Source organism: Mesorhizobium sp. M0496, from assembly GCF_040321205.1.
In the GTDB taxonomy this organism is placed as follows: Bacteria; Pseudomonadota; Alphaproteobacteria; order Rhizobiales; family Rhizobiaceae; genus Mesorhizobium.
The window spans coordinates 1-16,221 of sequence record NZ_JAMYRC010000016.1 but is presented as its reverse complement, the minus strand read 5'-3'; the positions used below and the strand labels follow the sequence as shown (position 1 = coordinate 16,221).

12 protein-coding genes and 2 pseudogenes are annotated in these 16,221 nt (G+C 58.8%); 11 read left to right on the top strand and 3 right to left on the bottom strand.

Going from position 1 to position 16,221, the window contains the following annotated elements; translation table 11 throughout:
* Nucleotides 1-40: 40 nt before the first annotated feature.
* Together hisC and nifA are read right to left on the bottom strand one after the other, a co-directional pair.
* Entirely contained in the window at nucleotides 41-1,180 is a 1,140-nt protein-coding gene (hisC, locus tag NKI73_RS15825) for a histidinol-phosphate transaminase (RefSeq protein WP_352441435.1), read from the bottom strand.
* 218 nt (nucleotides 1,181-1,398) lie between these two features.
* Nucleotides 1,399-3,165: a nif-specific transcriptional activator NifA gene (gene nifA, locus NKI73_RS15820; protein WP_352631205.1), complete on the bottom strand. Its 1,767-nt coding sequence runs from the start codon at nucleotides 3,163-3,165 to the stop codon at nucleotides 1,399-1,401.
* 1,266 nt (nucleotides 3,166-4,431) lie between these two features.
* Between nifA and NKI73_RS15815 the strand changes: the two genes are divergently transcribed.
* Together NKI73_RS15815 and NKI73_RS15810 are read left to right on the top strand one after the other, a co-directional pair.
* Nucleotides 4,432-5,760, top strand: coding sequence for a dicarboxylate/amino acid:cation symporter (locus tag NKI73_RS15815; RefSeq protein ID WP_352631203.1), 1,329 nt, complete (start codon nucleotides 4,432-4,434; stop codon nucleotides 5,758-5,760).
* A 304-nt stretch (nucleotides 5,761-6,064) separates the two neighbouring features.
* Entirely contained in the window at nucleotides 6,065-7,096 is a 1,032-nt protein-coding gene (locus NKI73_RS15810; RefSeq protein WP_352631201.1) for a LacI family DNA-binding transcriptional regulator, read from the top strand.
* Nucleotides 7,097-7,568: 472 nt separating this feature from the next.
* On the opposite strand, the gene NKI73_RS15805 is transcribed toward NKI73_RS15810, so the two are convergent.
* Entirely contained in the window at nucleotides 7,569-8,594 is a 1,026-nt protein-coding gene (locus NKI73_RS15805; protein WP_352631199.1) for a LysR family transcriptional regulator, read from the bottom strand.
* 238 nt (nucleotides 8,595-8,832) lie between these two features.
* Here NKI73_RS15805 and NKI73_RS15800 point away from each other — a divergent pair, with 238 nt between their 5' ends.
* The 9 genes and pseudogenes from NKI73_RS15800 to NKI73_RS15755 all read left to right on the top strand — a co-directional run.
* A complete protein-coding gene (locus NKI73_RS15800; protein WP_023736281.1) occupies nucleotides 8,833-9,426 on the top strand; it encodes a NodA family N-acyltransferase in 594 nt (197 codons plus the stop codon).
* The gene (nodB, locus tag NKI73_RS15795) at nucleotides 9,423-10,082 is read left to right on the top strand and encodes a chitooligosaccharide deacetylase NodB (protein WP_352631197.1); all 660 of its coding nucleotides are present in this window, start codon (nucleotides 9,423-9,425) and stop codon (nucleotides 10,080-10,082) included. Before NKI73_RS15800 ends, nodB begins: the two co-directional genes overlap by 4 nt.
* 14 nt (nucleotides 10,083-10,096) lie before the next feature.
* Nucleotides 10,097-11,455: a chitooligosaccharide synthase NodC gene (gene nodC / locus NKI73_RS15790; RefSeq protein WP_352631195.1), complete on the top strand. Its 1,359-nt coding sequence runs from the start codon at nucleotides 10,097-10,099 to the stop codon at nucleotides 11,453-11,455.
* A 35-nt stretch (nucleotides 11,456-11,490) separates the two neighbouring features.
* The gene (nodS, locus tag NKI73_RS15785; RefSeq protein ID WP_023736278.1) at nucleotides 11,491-12,099 is read left to right on the top strand and encodes a nodulation methyltransferase NodS; all 609 of its coding nucleotides are present in this window, start codon (nucleotides 11,491-11,493) and stop codon (nucleotides 12,097-12,099) included.
* Nucleotides 12,100-12,134: 35 nt separating this feature from the next.
* A pseudogene (locus NKI73_RS15780) lies at nucleotides 12,135-12,380 on the top strand (carbamoyltransferase N-terminal domain-containing protein); the annotation flags it as partial.
* A 43-nt stretch (nucleotides 12,381-12,423) separates the two neighbouring features.
* Entirely contained in the window at nucleotides 12,424-13,335 is a 912-nt protein-coding gene (gene nodI, locus NKI73_RS15775) for a nodulation factor ABC transporter ATP-binding protein NodI (protein ID WP_023736276.1), read from the top strand.
* A 3-nt stretch (nucleotides 13,336-13,338) separates the two neighbouring features.
* Entirely contained in the window at nucleotides 13,339-14,127 is a 789-nt protein-coding gene (locus NKI73_RS15770; RefSeq protein WP_352631193.1) for an ABC transporter permease, read from the top strand.
* Nucleotides 14,128-14,193: 66 nt separating this feature from the next.
* Nucleotides 14,194-15,144, top strand: coding sequence for a LysR family transcriptional regulator (locus NKI73_RS15765; RefSeq protein ID WP_023736274.1), 951 nt, complete (start codon nucleotides 14,194-14,196; stop codon nucleotides 15,142-15,144).
* A 903-nt stretch (nucleotides 15,145-16,047) separates the two neighbouring features.
* Nucleotides 16,048-16,221, top strand: a pseudogene (locus NKI73_RS15755) (HlyD family type I secretion periplasmic adaptor subunit); the annotation flags it as partial.

Genomic DNA, 16,221 nt, shown 5'->3' with positions numbered 1-16,221 from the left:
CAAGCAAGTGGGAAGAGATGTGTGTGATCGCCGATTAGCGTCAGCGTAACGAAGAAGCAGAGCCTGACGCTTCCCTGCCCTTGGAGCTTGGCACCGTTAAGCTTCCAGCAATGTCGCCAGCGGCAGCAAGAAATGCATCCATCTGCTCTTTTGTGCCGATGCTGACGCGGATGCAGTGTTCCAAGCCTTTGTCCGGAAAAAACGCGACAAGTATCTTTTGCCTTTCCAATGCTGCTTGCCACCATGAGCCGTCCTGTCCCGCGGGCACACGGGCCAGCAAGAAATTTGCGCGGGAGGGCGTTACGGAAAATCCGAGTTGCGACAGCGCGACTGTCACTCGCTCTCGTTCATCCTTGATGTGCTTGTGGTTCTCTGCGTAGGCGCCGCGATGCGCAAGCACGCTGATACCAACGGCATGCCCGATGACGTTCATGTTGAAGACGTTCTGGATGTTTCGCAGCCTGCCAATAATTTCAGGGTGACCGAAACCGAAACCGACGCGAATGCCGGCGGCGGCATAGCTTTTCGAGAATGACCTCAAGATCAGAACGTTCGGATACTGGTTGATGAGGCGCAGGCCATGATCGGGTGCAAAGTCGACGTAGGCTTCATCAAGGACAACCAAGCGGTCTGATTGTGCTACGAGGCGTTCGATATCGCTTATCGGGAGGAATGTTCCGGTCGGATTGTTTGGATTGGCCAACATAATGAACTTGGCGTCTTTTGCCGGACCGGAAAGCAATTGCTCCATTGGCAGGGAATGAGCTTGACATCCGATTTCGAGAAACTCGGCGCCCTGAATCATGGCAAGTTTGCGGTTGAACGAAAACCCTGGCGACATCATCGCAACCTTGTCGCCAGGCGCGAGGAAAGCTCTGTAGATGAGTCCGAGCAGTTCAGACGACCCGTTGCCTGCGATGACCTGATCCCTGGAAACGCCATAGGTGCTGGACGCCGCTTCCCTCAAGCTGATGTTATCGTCATCCGGATATAGATACTGGCACTTGAGGGCCGCCACTGCACTTTGCATTATGATTGGCGGCAACGGAAACGGGTTCTCATTCGTATTCAGCTTGACAAAATTTCCGTCCGGCGCTGGTCCGTTGGACGGCAGAGCATCTAACTGTCGCGTCACTGGCGGAAGAGCCGAAAGCACAGTTTGCAGTTTTGCATCGGACATATTTTAACTCCGTTTCATTCACCAGGGGCATCCGTATGAGCTCGCAACGAGAGCAACATGGCGGACAGGATTGACGATGGAAGCGTTGCCTCTCACACGATGGTCGCAACGCAGACACGGGAATTCGGCCAGGCTGTCCTCGATGAATCGAGTGGAAGCGGACGCGGACCTGCATCGCTGCCGCAAGGCGCTAAGCAGCTCAGCTCATCTCCTCGGTTTCAGATACGCTTGATCTCGACGCCGTATTTCCTCAGCACGTAGCCAATCTGGCGCGGGGTCAGTCCAAGGAGGCGCGCTGCCTTTGCCTGCACCCAGCCACATCTTTCCATGGCAGCAATGACGCGCTCTATGTCGGGAGTCCTCGCGCCAATTGGGTGTGTTGCGCCGGCACGCGGGACTGTAGTCGCGGCCGAACAGGCGGCCGCCTCCGGCGGCGTGGCCGGATTCGCTGACTCCGGCAGGATCGGCGCTGGTTGCAGCGCGGCCTTGCCCGATCTGCACTTCCACAGCGCCTCGGCAAAGCATTGGCCTTGGGAGCAGGCAAAGTCGTTTCTCCCGATTGATAGTCCCTCGGCCAGGATCGCTGTCCGGTGCACGCAATTTTCAAGCTCGCGAATGTTGCCGGGAAACTCACATTTCATCAGCACTTCAATCGCACACGGATCGAAGGTAAGCGTACAGCCGTTCTCGTCGTTGAACTTCTTGAGAAACTCAGCTGCGAGCAGCGGAATATCGCTGCGCCTCTGGCGCAATGCTGGCACCAGCAAGGGAACCACGTTGATGCGGTAGTATAGGTCGGCGCGGAACTCATTCCTTGCAACCGCCTCTTCCAGGTTCCTGTTCGTGGCGGCAATCACGCGAACATCGACCTTAATGGTCTGATTGCTGCCGACGCGCTCAAACTCCTGCTCCTGCAGCACGCGCAGTAGCTTTGCCTGGAACGAGGCCGAGATCTCGCCAATCTCATCCAGAAACAACGTCCCCTTGTCAGCGAGCTCAAAGCGCCCCTTGCGGGAATTGAATGCGCTTGTGAAGGCACCCTTCTCATGACCGAACAATTCGGATTCCAGGACTGTCTCTGGGAGCGCTGCACAATTGAGTTTAACGAAGGGCCGCTTGGCGCGCGGCGACAACTCGTGAATTGCCTTGGCAGCCAGCTCCTTCCCGGTACCGGACTCGCCTCGCAACAGAACCGTGGTTTTTGCCTTGGCTACGATCGCGATCTTCTCCAGCAGCGCGCTTATCGCCGGACTGTCACCAATCATCCCCTCGACATGAACTTTTTTGCGCCGGGGTGCAGGGTGCTTAACATCTGAAAATTTCGTTTGCAGCCGATCTTCCAACTCCGGCGGTCGCTCGCGGTCACCCGCGCAGAAGCGGTGCAACTTGACTGTCTGTCCCACCATGTTGGCAATCATGGTGAGCAGTCGGACATCGTAATCGAGCCGATAGCTTGACCTGCTTTCCAAAGCCCTGTCCATAGTCAGCGCGCCTACGGCGTTCCCATCAACACGAATGGGAACGCCGATGAAGGACACGGTGTCGGAGGCCCCAAGCACCTCGATGTCAGCGGCAGTGAAGGCCGGATGCATCGCTATGTCCTCGGCGATGAGCGGCGTGTCCGTCGTCACAATCTGATCGATGGCGTTGCGCGGCACGCGCGACCGGGAGGGCTCATTGCTGTTCGTGTCGCAGTCGCTGGCCACGGTGATGTCCAGTCCGGCCTTGGCATCGCAGAGAGTGATGATGCCGTGCCGCATCTGCACTAACGAGTGCAGGAGATCAACGACCTTGGCCAACGTGAGTTCGAGCCGGGCGGGACCGGTGAGTATTTTCGATAGTTCGAAGATTCCGGTGAGGGCGCGCTCGTGCAATGCCCCATTCGCAGGATTCGTCTCGGACGTTGGGCAACCCCTTATCGCATCCGGCAGCGATATGCCGCACTCGCTGGCATTTTGTTCTGATTTGCGAATGTTGTGGTGCATGTGATCCTCGATCTCGCGCCATCAAACGTAGGCCGGCGGCATGTGCGCCCGCGACGTCGCGAGCAAGCGCGAAAATACTCCGACGTGAACTCGTGCCGCCGCCGTTTGGTCGAGTGCAAAGCGGATCGAACCCTGATGCATCGCTTGGCTCTCCCCTCCACGAAGCTTGGCCATGGTCTCGGCTTGCACCAAGGCAACCACACGTTGTTTTCAACAGACTGGAGTGAGGCGGGATAGTCAATCGAGCTTTCTTTCATTCGTGAAAGGAAACCTCGCGGCATATGATAGAATTCATCAATTCTGTTTTTGCCGTTGAACGACGGAAATACTTGCGCCGGCGATGCGGTGCCCGAGCGGCTGACCGCGACGAGTGTAAAAGCCGGGCCGTGCCATTCACCAGCGCCCGCGAAGGAGGGGCGGAAGTGATAATAACCGCCAACGGCACTGGTCGTTTGCGGCAACCGCCATTTTGCTCGAGTTGATCATGCGGAGGCGGTGTCGCGTGTGAAGGCGCGAAGCTGGCGTCGAGTACGGCTTGGTAGGCGGTGCTCCAATTTCCAGATCGCATCGTCGTGGTCAGCGCCAACGGCGTCATTCTCTACGTCTCGACGTGGCTTTCATGCAGCGGGAGCGCTGCAAAGAGCACAGCCATTCTCGGCTCTGATGCCACCGATGAACCGCGAGCCAGACGGATCGACCGGCAGCACTCTGTCAGTGAACATCAACGGGTCGTGCTGGACCCTCGTCGTTCCCGCCTTGTGGCAGCGCATTCATTCCATCATGGGTGCCACGGCTAGTCAGGGAAAGCGAAGCCCTCGGCCTCCTCTAGACCAACGGATTTCGTCATGTGGCGCAGGCGTTCCGGCGAGAGGAACTCGCCTCTCACAGCGCTTCCGAACAGGGGTAAGTTAGCCTGTCATCTGGACGGGCTTATGAACAGGCGCCCTATTTGGTACGCGCTGGCGCCAGCGATGCGGCCCGGTCCAAAGCCGGCAAAAACGAGGAACCCACACGCTCTGTGCAGCAAACCGCTAGCCAGAGGGATCGACCGGCAGCACTCTGCCAGAGACATCAAGGGCGTGCCGGACCGCGGCCTATCCCGCTGGTCTGACACCGCATTCCTCCATCATTGGCGAGCCCACGTCAGTTCAGGTCATGCGGATTCATCTGGCATGGGTATTGCGGCGGCGTTGGTGCAGCGTTCGACCGGAGCGCCGCGATAGGGAGAAGTCACGCCACCTCGATCCGGTCAGGGAGAGAGAACCAGTGTCAGCTGCACAAGTCCGCGGCGCGAGTCCCGCGCCCCGCAAACCCTTCTACACCAAGCTCTACGCCCAGGTGCTTGCCGCCATCGCGCTCGGCGTCGCAATTGGCTATTTTTATCCGGAGACCGGCGAGAGCCTGAAGCCGCTGGGTGATGCCTTCATCAAGCTGGTCAAGATGATCATCGCGCCTGTCATCTTCCTGACAATTGCCACCGGCATTGCCGGCATGAACGATCTTCATAAGGTCGGCCGGGTCGCCGGTAAAGCAATGGTCTATTTCCTCACCTTCTCGACGCTCGCGCTGATCGTCGGCCTCATCGTCGCCAATGTCGTCCAGCCTGGCGCCGGCCTCAACATTGATCCGGCCTCGCTCGATGTCCAGGCCGTGAATACCTATGCCGCAAAAGCCAGCGAGCAGTCGGTCACCGGCTTTCTGATGAACATCATCCCGCCAACGATCGTCGGTGCCTTCGCGGAAGGCGACATCCTGCAGGTGCTGTTCTTCTCGGTTCTGTTCGGCATGGCGCTTGCGATGGCCGGCGAGCCGGGCAAGCCTGTCGTTTGCTTCCTTCAGGCGCTCATCGCGCCTGTCTTCAAGCTCGTTGGAATTCTGATGAAGGCCGCGCCGATCGGCGCTTTTGGCGCAATGGCTTTCACCATCGGCAGATATGGCATCGGTTCGGTGGTCCACCTCGCGATGCTGGTCGCGACGTTCTATTTCACCGCCTTCCTCTTCGTGTTCGGGGTTCTCGGCGCGGTCTGTCGCTACAACGGCTTCTCGATCTGTTCTCTCATTCGCTACATCAAGGAAGAGCTGCTGCTTGTCCTCGCAACGTCCTCCTCGGAGGCGGCGCTCCCTTCGCTGATGCAGAAAATGGAGAAGGCGGGCGCCAGGCGTTCGGTTGTGGGTCTCGTCATCCCGGCCGGATACTCATTCAATCTGGACGGCACGAATATCTACATGACGCTGGCGGCCCTCTTCATCGCGCAGGCGACGAACACGGATCTGTCCATCGGCGATCAGGTGCTGCTGCTGCTCGTAGCAATGCTTTCCTCCAAGGGCGCTGCAGGTGTCACAGGCGCGGGCTTCATCACCCTGGCGGCTACGCTCGCCGTAGTTCCGAGTGTTCCCGTTGCTGGGATGGCACTGATACTCGGCATCGACCGCTTCATGTCCGAATGCCGGGCGCTGACGAATTGCGTCGGCAACGCAGTGGCATCCCTCGTCGTCGCCCGCTGGGAAGGAGAATTGGACCGAGCACAGATGAAAGCCGCCTTCCGCGGTCATCAGCTTGCCGAGGCATCAAACCGGCTACCCTCCTCCCAATAAGGTGGGCGGCCCACGACCTGTTAAGTCGCCTAGCTGGTCACATGAACTGAACGACCGACCCGCAGCCTCTAAACGGCTCCTCACGGACCATGTAGCCGAAGCGCTAAATGTGTGAGTGCAAACCGTCACCGCCCTTTAAGCGAATGAGCCTTCCAGTATACCCGGCCGGTTTACGTCTGGAATGATGTTCGTCCAACACGCTGTTGGCCATTCGTATGGGACGTTTTCACTTTGCCACCCGAAACCGAAACGCGTTAGGCGACAGAGAGCCGGCCCGCGTCAAAAACCGATCAGAATAGGACCTATGACCAAGCGCCCCACAATTGCCGATCTCGCCCGCGAAGCCCGAGTCAGCGTAGCAACGATCGATCGGGTTCTGAACGCCCGCCATCCGGTGCGCGAGGAGACCGCGCGGCGGGTCCACGACGCCGCCCACGCGATCGGCTATCATGCTGCCGGGCTGATCAAGCAGCGCTTGCGGCGAGACCTACCGCACTACCGTCTGGGCTTCATCTTGAGAAAACCGGCCCAGCATTTCTACCAAGATTTTGCGCGCGAGGTCGAAGCATCGGTCAATTTGGCCCAGTGCTTCCACGGCATTCCGCTCGTCGAATTCGCCCCGTCACATATGCCGAGCGACCTGATCGCGCGGCTCAAGGATTTGGGCGCACGCTGCCATGCGATCGCGATGGTGGCACCGGACCACCCGAAAATTACAGCAGCGGTTGAGGACCTCAAGGCCAAAGGCATTCCGGTTTTCTCGCTGCTTTCCGACTTCGCCGCCGGCGTGCGACAGGGGTATATCGGCCTTAACAACCGCAAGGTGGGGCGCACGGCCGCTTGGATGGTGTCCAAGGTTGCAAAACGGCCCGGCAAAGTGGCGGTTTTTGTCGGCAGCCATCGTTTCCAGGGGCACGAGCTCCGTGACGTCGGCTTTCGCTCCTATTGCCGTGAGAACGCGCCCACGTTCGAGGTGCTGGATCCAGTCATGAACCTCGAGAAACGGCAGATCACCTACGAGGCAACGCTTGATCTCATGCAGCGAGAGCCCGAGCTCGTCGGCTTCTATGTCGCCGGCGGCGGCATGGAGGGCGCCATCTCCGCGCTCCGAGAAGAGGGCAAAAGTCGCGATCTCGTCGCGATCGTGAATGAAATCACGCCGGAGTCTCGGGCGGCGCTCGCAGATAATATCGTCACGATGGCGGTCGCCACGCCAATGCGCCGACTTTGCCAGGAGCTGATAACGCTGATGACGCGGGCTATCGAGACCGGCACCGCTGAAACACCCGGACAGACATTTCTCCCGTTCGACATCCATCTGCCGGAAAATATATGAAACTCATGGACTCTATCGTAAGTCGGGGAGTTGAATGATGATCCCATCCCGCGGGGTGGCCGCACCCACGGGCCTCAGCCGGGCAGGATGAAGCGCCGATTAGATGAACGGATCGGCCACGCGTTCAGGCAGAAGCGCGGGGTCAATTGCCTGGGTCCGCAGCGTCAAGCTCCACCGGCTTCATTGCCAAGTGCCCGACTTTCTCGGTGCAGGGCACTGTCGTCAACGCCAGTAGCCGAGCGAGGCTGGCACAGATTGGATCGGCGCCATCTCCTCGCCTGGCCGCGCGTGAAAAGCCGCGGCAAGGCCTGCGACGTTGGCATTTAAGTGGGGCTGAGCATCTTCTGGGACTCCGCAAGCAAAATCGGAGGCGGCAGTCATTCAGTAGCAACCCCGGGCGTGTGTTCTGCTCGTTCCTGGGCCTCGTACTTGACAAGCAACTGCGCCGCTCTGCTGGGCAAAGGCCCGGTGTTTAAGTGGGGCTTAACATCTTCCGGGACTTCGCACGCGAAATCGAGGTGGCAGTCGGTACCAACAACCGCAAGGTCGGATCGGCGTGCCCGACACGCTCAATGATTTCAGGCAAAGGCGCCAGGCTAGATGCCTCCTGCAACATCATTTCCCGCATCCACATGCTTGCCGGATCAGTATTGTGAAGCTCAGGCCACTGGACGGCCTCCGTGAATGCGGGAGGAGGAAGTGGCGGCGGAAGTTGGACAATCCGCAGGGGTGTTGTTTTTGCGAAATGCTGCGCCAGCCGTAAGGGCATGGTCCCGATGCGGTTGCTGCCTGACAGGACGGGCGCGATCAGGCTAAAGCCCTGTACGACGACCTCGACACGTCTCTCGAAACCGTGCTCGAGCAAATACCATTCCTCCATGGTGGGCTGCCGGGTGTGCCTGAATTTGAGCACGACATGCCCCATGGACAAGTATCGCTCGAATGTAAGTGGCTCTGACAGCTGCTTGTTCGTGCCGCAGCCTACGCATACGAGCATATCTTCGAACAGGACTGCGCGAGGATGTTTCGACATGAACACTTCCGGCATAATCAGAAAATCAAGGTCGCCGCGCCGGAGAAGCTCCTCGGGGTCGTCGCAAATAGGCAGACATTCAAAGCGAACGGCGGGTGCTTCCCGCGCAGCACGCTCTACGATCTTCTTAAAAAATACGAGCGTGATGTAATCGGAAAGCATCATTCGGAAGAGACGATCCGATTGGGCTGGGTTGAAAGCGTCGGAGGAAATAATCGATAGCTGGATGTGCAGCAATGCCTCCCGGACTGCTGTGGCGAGCCCGTCGGCGCGCGGTGTCAAAATGAGCTCGCGGCCGTTCATCGTAAATAGCTCATCGTTGAAATAGGCGCGTAACCGAGCAACGGCGGCGCTCATGGCCGGCTGGCTCAGGTTGATACTGCGAGCCGCGGCAGTGACTTTACGCTCCCTCATCAGAGCGTCCAGCACAACGAGGAGATTTAGATCGAGTCCCTTGAAACGCATGTCATGTTCTATCCAACGCGTGGATGCGTATCATTCAAACAATCAATTTTACGAATTTACGAGCCATGCATTAGAGGAACGTTAATGAGCGACGTCAAGCTCAAATCGACGACACGGGCCGGAACTTCGAGAGAGCGTCTGGCTCACCTTCGCCAACGACAACGGCTGAATGCAGCCAACAGCGCCGCTTTGGTCGGGTAATGCGGCCGCAAAAAACTAATATGAAGAGAGGTCCTGAATGCGCCATCAGGTGCAGTGGAAGTTGTGCTGGGAAAACGAATTGCAGCTCTCCGATCACGTTGAGCTCGCCGAGTTCTTTCGTGATACGTACGGGCCGACTGGGGCGTCCAACGCAGAACCGTTCGAAGGTAGTCGAAGCTGGGCCGGAGCCAGGCCTGAACTCCGCGTGATCGCCTATGATTCAAGTGGTGTAGCGGCTCACATGGGCATACTGCGCCGTTTCATCAAGGTTGACGCGGTCGACCTGTTGGTGGCTGAGCTGGGCCTGTACGGGGTACGCCCGGACCTTGAGGGTCTCGGAATCGCCCATTCAATCCATGTCATGCTTCCAATACTGCAGGAGCTTGGCGTTCCATTCGCTTTCGGAACGGTCCGGGACGCGCTGCGGAATCATGTTGAGAGGTTCGGGCGGCGATACAGGCCTTTGGCCGTTTTGTCGGGAATTCGCGTGCGCTCGACCCGACCAGAGGCCCGCCTCGACCTGCCGCCCACACGCATCGATGACGCACTCACCATTGTTCTGCCGGTTGGACGGCCGATCAGCGAATGGCCCACGGGCACGATGATAGATCGGAACGGACCAGAGCTATGAGCCGTCCCGATTGCTTGTACGAAGTGCGCCGTGAGTGCTCTGACGGCACCGGCCGTCGCAGCGTTTATCTGACGTTTGACGACGGTCCCAATCGACTTTTCACACCGGAGATTCTCGATGTGTTGGCAGAGCAGCGGGTGCCGGCGACTTTCTTCGTCATCGGCGCCTACGCCTTAGAGCACCCAGATCTAATCCAACGGATGATCGCAGAAGGGCACGAGGTAGGCAACCACACGATGTCTCATCCGGATCTGTACCAATGCGGTTTCGGCGAAGTGCAACGTGAGGTCTTTGAAGCGAACGACGCCATCATGAGAGCGTGCCCGCAGGCCTCGGTGCGCTATGTTCGCGCGCCCTACGGCGCCTGGAGTGAAGAAGTCTTCACAGCGTCACAGATCGCCGGGCTGGCGGCCCTCCATTGGTCCGTCGACCCTCGAGATTGGTCTCGCCCTGGGGTCGACGCGATTATCGATAAAGTGCTCGCCTCTGTCCGGCCGGGCGCAATCGTACTCTTGCACGACGGATGCCCTCCCGGCGAGTTGGGCCGGGGCGCTCACGCCGGTCTGCGCGACCAGACGGTCACGGCGCTGTCCCGGCTGATTCCAGAATTGCGTGAGCGCGGATTTGTAATCCGCTCACTTCCTCAACATCACTGAACAAACGAGATCCCATGACTCTTCTTGGTACAACCAGCACTGTGGCCATATCGCTTTATGCGCTGCTCTCGACTGCTTATAAGAGCATGCAGGGGCTTTATGCTCTGCCGACAAACGACTCATCGGCGTTCGAGGTTCTCGTCGGCTCCGATCAACTGCCCAGCGTGGATGTCATCGTCCCCTGCTTCAACGAGGATCCGCGCACGCTTTCAGAGTGCCTGGCTTCCATTGCCGACCAAGAATACGCCGGAAGACTTCGGGTCTATGTGGTTGATGACGGTTCTGGAAATCGCGAAGCCTTAGGAACTGTCCACGAAGCCTACGCGCGCGACCCTAGGTTCGACATCATTTTGCTTCCCGAGAATGTTGGAAAGCGCAAGGCGCAGATCGCCGCGATACGCCGCTCATCAGGGGATCTGGTGCTTAACGTTGATTCAGACACGCTACTCGCGTCCGACGTCATTGCCAAGCTTGTACCGAAAATGCGAGATTCAGCGGTCGGCGCAGTCATGGGTCAGTTGACGGCCAGTAACCGGACCGAGAGCTGGCTGACCAGGCTGATAGACATGGAGTACTGGCTGGCTTGCAACGAGGAGCGCGCGGCGCAGGCTCGCTTCGGTGCCGTTATGTGCTGTTGCGGCCCATGTGCCATGTACCGCCGGTCTGCGCTCCTTTTGTTACTGGACCAGTACGAGTCGCAGTTTTTTCGGGGCAAGCCAAGCGACTTCGGTGAGGATCGCCATCTTACTATCCTGATGCTGAAAGCAGGCTTTCGAACCGAGTACGTTCCGAGCGCCATCGCGGCCACAGTCGTCCCGAACAGACTCGGACCGTATCTGCGCCAACAACTCCGTTGGGCACGAAGCACATTCCGGGACACGCTGCTTGGGCTGCGCTTGCTGCCCAGCCTGAATAGCTATCTCACGTTGGACGTGGTCGGACAGAATCTCGGCGCGCTACTCCTCGCCGTATCGGTATTAACGGGCCTCGCACATTTCGCACTGACAGGCTCTGTGCCTTGGTGGACAGGACTGATGATTGTGTCCATGACCATGCTCCGATGCAGCGTGGTAGCATTTCGTGCCCGACAGTTTCGATTTCTGGGCTTTTCGCTGCACACGTTCATCAACATCTTTCTCTTGCTTCCGTTGAAAGCCTACGCGCTGTGTACATTGAGCAATAGCGATTGGCTGTCGCGAGGCTCTGCTGTCGCTACATCGAACACTGGGGGAAAACAGGCCCCCACCCAAACTCCGATCACTGGTTCCAGCAGGGCAGAATTCTCGCCGCATGCGGCTCCGCTTCGCAAGCTCAATCTTGCGCGGGATTCTTCGGAATTAGTGCTGTCGGGCAACATTTGCGGCGACGAGTGATCGCTAATTACCTAGTGGACGAGAGGTGCACGAGTTTGACCCAGAACGTGAATCATCAGTTGCTTGATCGGGAATTGGCCGCAGACGATCCGTGGCTTCTCGACGGCAATCCGTTCGAGCGGAAGCGCCACACGCAAATGCTCCAGCTGGCGCTTGCCCAAGGCTCCATTTCAAATGCCCTCGAAGTCGGGTGCGCTGCCGGCGCATTCACGGAAAAACTAGCCCCCTACTGCCAAGGGCTCACCGTCATCGATGTCGTGGCGCAAGCGATTGCTCGAGCACGTCAACGGATAAACGAGCCGTCGCGCATCAACTGGATAGTCTCCGATGTTCAACAGTTTTCGACCGACGAGTTGTTTGACCTGATCGTTGTGGCGGAGGTCCTCTACTATCTCGAAGACATAGCCGAGATGCGCGAGGCCGTCAAAAACCTGGTGCGGGTGCTTGCGCCTGGCGGGCATCTGATCTTCGGATCGGCAAGGGATGCTAATTGCCGTCGCTGGGGTCACGCCGCTGGTGCTGAGCCGGTCATCGCCATGCTGAACGAAACGTTGATCGAGGTAGAGCGTCTTGAGTGTCGGGGCGAGTCGGTCAACGAAGACTGCTTGCTCGTCCGTTTCCGAAACCCGCTTTCCGCTTCCTGATGAATCGAATCTATCGCCGTTAACCTGGAGACACTATGCGCATCTTTGGTATCAAGCTGACCCATGATGGGGCGATCGCCCTGGTCGAGGATGGACGGCTCGTCTTCTGCGTTGACCAGGAAAAGCGGCACAACGATCCGCGTTACCAAGCCATCGATAATTTATACGCAATTGTCGCCGCTTTACCGGAACAGGGGCTAAATCCTTGTGATGTCGATCAGTTCGTTATCGACGGCTGGGATGGCGAAGACGAGTCACAGTTTCAGGTCCGGCAGGCAACCAAGCAACCGCCAGTCTTGGCGTCCCTCTCGGTAAAATGAACCCATGTCCATGGTAGCGATCGATCTTACTGACGTAAGCAAAACTTATGACAAGCTCGTTGTCGACAGACTGTCGTTCCGCGTTGCGGCGGGGGAATGCTTCGGGCTCTTGGGACCGAACGGCGCGGGCAAAAGCACGATTGCGCGTATGGTCCTCGGCATGACATCGCCCGATGCGGGGAAGATTACTGTGCTCGGCGTTCCAGTGCCGGCGCGCGCGCGTTTGGCACGTATGCGCATCGGCGTGGTCCCGCAGTTCGACAATCTTGATACCGCGTTCACTGTACGCGAGAACCTGTTGGTGTTCGGGCGCTACTTCCGGATGAGCAGACGCCAGATCGATGCGGTCATACCATCGCTGCTTGAGTTCGCCCGCCTCGAGAACAAAGCGGATGCGCGCGTCGCCGAACTGTCCGGCGGCATGAAGCGGCGCCTGACGCTCGCGCGTGCGCTGATCAATGACCCGCACTTGCTGGTGATGGACGAGCCGACCACCGGCCTCGATCCGCAGGCCCGCCACCTGATCTGGGAACGGCTGCGATCGCTGCTGGCGCGGGGCAAGACTATTCTTTTGACTACCCATTTCATGGAAGAGGCCGAGCGGCTGTGCGATCGGCTGTGCGTTATGGAGGAGGGGCGCAAGATCGCCGAAGGCCGCCCGTCCGCACTCATTGACGAGCAGATCGGCTGTGACGTGGTCGAGGTCTACGGCGGCAATCCGCATGAACTGGGTGCGCTGATCCGGCCGTACGCACAGCGCATTGAGGTGAGCGGTGAGACGCTTTTTTGCTATGCACCCGATCCGGAGCAGGTGCTGGCGCAGCTACGCGGGCGCGCGGGTCTACGCCTTCTGCAGCGTCCTCCCAATCTCGAGGATGTGTTTTTGCGGCTAACCGGGCGCGAGATGGAGGACTGAACAATGGGCGAACGTTATGCGGCGGGCATGCCCGCCAATGCGTGGAATTGGGTCGCGGTTTGGCGCCGCAACTATCTTGGATGGAAGAAAATCGGGCTTGCATCGGTGCTCGGCAACCTCGCCGATCCGATGATCTATCTGTTCGGTCTCGGCTTTGGAATCGGAACAATGATAGGTCCTGTTGAGGGCACCTCGTACATTGCGTTTCTCGCGGCTGGCATGGTTGCCACAAGCGCGATGGCATCGGCGACCGCTGAAACGGTTTACGGGAGTTTCGGCCGCATGGGCGACCAGCGCACCTGGGAAGGAATGCTATGCACTCAGCTGACGCTCGGCGATATCTTACTCGGCGAATTGGCGTGGGCAGCCACCAAGGCCATAATGGCGGGCACAGCAATCACTATTGTTGCCACCACGCTAGGCTACGCATCGTGGCCATCCATCCTCTGCTTGCTGCCAGTCATCGCTCTCAGTGGCCTCGCCTTCGCGAGTCTAGCGATGGTCGTCACGGCGCTTGCGCCCAGTTATGAATATTTCATATTTTATAATACGCTTGTTATAACACCCATGCTGTTCCTTTGCGGCGCGATGTTTCCGGTCAACCAATTGCCCGGCGCTTTTCAGGACGTCGCCTCCTTGTTGCCGCTCGCACATGCAATTGACCTCATTCGTCCGGCGATGCTTGGCCGTCCCGCCGGCAGCATGGGCCTGCATATCGGCGCGCTTTGCATATACACGGTTTTGCCGTTCTTCCTATCGGTTGCTCTGTTTCGTCGTCGGCTGATGCGTTGACGCTCTCACCATTCGTGAAATTGATTGTTTGGGCGATACCCATCCACGCATCGGATAGGTCAATGCATGCGTTTTAAGGGACTCGATCTAAATCTGCTCGTTGTGCTGGACGCTTTGATCAGGGAGCGTAAAGTCACCGCCGCAGCCCGCAGTATTAACCTGAGTCAGCCGGCCATGAGCGCCGCCGTCGGTCGGTTACGCGCCTATTTCAGCGATGAGCTATTTACGATGAACGGCCGCGAACTCATTTTGACACCGCGCGCGGAGGGGCTCGCCACAGCAGTCCGGGAGGCATTGCTGCACATCCAGCTGTCGATTATTTCCTGGGACCCCTTTAACCCGGTCGGATCGGATCGTCGCTTCCGCATCATCCTTTCCGATTACCTCACACTCGTATTTTTTAAGAAAATCGTAAAGCGTGCTGCGCGGGAAGCTCCCGCCGTCCGCTTCGAATGTCTGCCTATTTCCGACGACCCCGAGGAGCTTCTCCGGCGCGGCGACGTTGATTTTCTGATTATGCCGGAAGTGTTCATGTCGAAACATCCTCGCGCAGCCCTGTTCGAAGATATGCTCGTATGCGTAGGCTGCGGCACGAACAAGCAGCTGTCAGAGCCACTTACATTCGACCGATACTTGTCGATGGGGCAGGTTGTGCTTAAATTCGGGGACACCCGGCAGCCCTCCATCGAGGAATGGTATTTGCTCGAGAACGGTTTCGAGAGACGTATCGAGGTCGTCGTACACGGCTTTAGCATGATCCCGCCCCTTCTATCAGGCACCAGCCGCATCGGGACCATGCCGTTGCGGCTGGCGCAGCATTTCGCGAAATTAACACCCTTGCGGATTGTCGAACTTCCGCCGCCACTTCCTGCCGCATTCACGGAGGCCGTCCAATGGCCTGCGCTTCACAATAATGATCCGGCAAGCCTATGGATGCGGGAAATGATGTTGCAGGAGGCATCTCGTATGATTGCCCTGCCTAAGAGCACCGGACGTCTCAGTTGTCGGCCGAATTGAGAAACTGACCCCTCGGTTATGAGAGGAGGCATGGATGGCGATTGGGATTGGGCGATTCCTGCATTGTCGAGAACGATGCAGGGAGAGCAGATCCTTCAGCCTGAAGAGGTGGCAGCGATGCTGCGGCGGCATGAGGTTGGCGGGGAACCGACGGGCGAAGGAATTCGGGTGCGCGCGCAACACCGTGCCTCGGCATCTAAGCGAGGGCGGGACTGTTCCGTTCGCAAGCCCGTGCGGCCGACGGCGTTTGACGGACTGGACGATTGGCTGCGGGAGCGCTTCTTCCCCCATGGGTCGAGCCGGATGACGATCTCGACCCGCTCCAGATGCACCGGGAACGCCTTGCGCGGTCGCGCAGCACGTCGCGGCTCGCCTGTCGGTCTTGCGGTCTTGCGGCCTCGAGTTCGGACTCAATCGCGCCGAGCCCGGTCTGGATTCGAAGGCGAAGGCCTGCTGGGCACGTTCGAGCTTCTCGGAGCTGCGACCGAAGCGGCGCGCTCCAGCTGCTTGACGATCCCTGAAGGTCGGCGAGCCTCTCCTGGGCACGCTCGTTGAGTGTCGCCATCCGGACGATCTCGGCCTTGAGTGTTCGCTCCGGAGTTATTGCAGTTCGGCCTTCTCCGCCGCCATGGGGACGAATATCGCCTTGAGCGGAACGATTTCGTGGAGACGGGCCAAAGCGCTTCTCGTCATGACGCCGACAAAAGCTTATTTTGCACGGCCAGAGGCCCGCCTTTTGCGCCTGAGTCACTTCGCCACGGCCTATCCGGCCGACGTCGGACGCCGTCTCCGTTCGGCTTAACCGCGCCAGTCCATGCCTTCGACGAGCGCCATCAGTTGGGCGCGGCAAGCCGGATCACGCCGTTCTCCACCCGCGGCCAGCGGAACTTGTCCTCGTCCAGCGAGGCGCAGGTCGGGGAGTATGGTGAGCGCAAGGTGGCGGCTGAACAGGAACTGCGACGGATCGATATCGTCGCGCCGCAGTCAGGCACCCATTCAACAACTCGCAGTTCATACGGTCGGCGGAGTGATTACGCCCGCCGATCCGATCATGCTAATCGTGCCGGAAGGCGACGA

Bases quoted from the DNA above. Each gene is read 5' to 3' on its own strand.
- NKI73_RS15805 (WP_352631199.1), bottom strand. From the start codon at position 8,594: ATGCGTTTCAAGGGACTCGATCTAAATCTCCTCGTTGTGCTGGACGCT.
- nodB (WP_352631197.1), top strand. From the start codon at position 9,423: ATGAGCCGTCCCGATTGCTTGTACGAAGTGCGCCGTGAGTGCTCTGAC.
- hisC (WP_352441435.1), bottom strand. From the start codon at position 1,180: ATGTCCGATGCAAAACTGCAAACTGTGCTTTCGGCTCTTCCGCCAGTG.
- NKI73_RS15800 (WP_023736281.1), top strand. From the start codon at position 8,833: ATGCGCCATCAGGTGCAGTGGAAGTTGTGCTGGGAAAACGAATTGCAG.
- nifA (WP_352631205.1), bottom strand. From the start codon at position 3,165: ATGCACCACAACATTCGCAAATCAGAACAAAATGCCAGCGAGTGCGGC.
- NKI73_RS15810 (WP_352631201.1), top strand. From the start codon at position 6,065: ATGACCAAGCGCCCCACAATTGCCGATCTCGCCCGCGAAGCCCGAGTC.
- nodI (WP_023736276.1), top strand. From the start codon at position 12,424: ATGTCCATGGTAGCGATCGATCTTACTGACGTAAGCAAAACTTATGAC.
- NKI73_RS15765 (WP_023736274.1), top strand. From the start codon at position 14,194: ATGCGTTTTAAGGGACTCGATCTAAATCTGCTCGTTGTGCTGGACGCT.
- nodC (WP_352631195.1), top strand. From the start codon at position 10,097: ATGACTCTTCTTGGTACAACCAGCACTGTGGCCATATCGCTTTATGCG.
- NKI73_RS15770 (WP_352631193.1), top strand. From the start codon at position 13,339: ATGGGCGAACGTTATGCGGCGGGCATGCCCGCCAATGCGTGGAATTGG.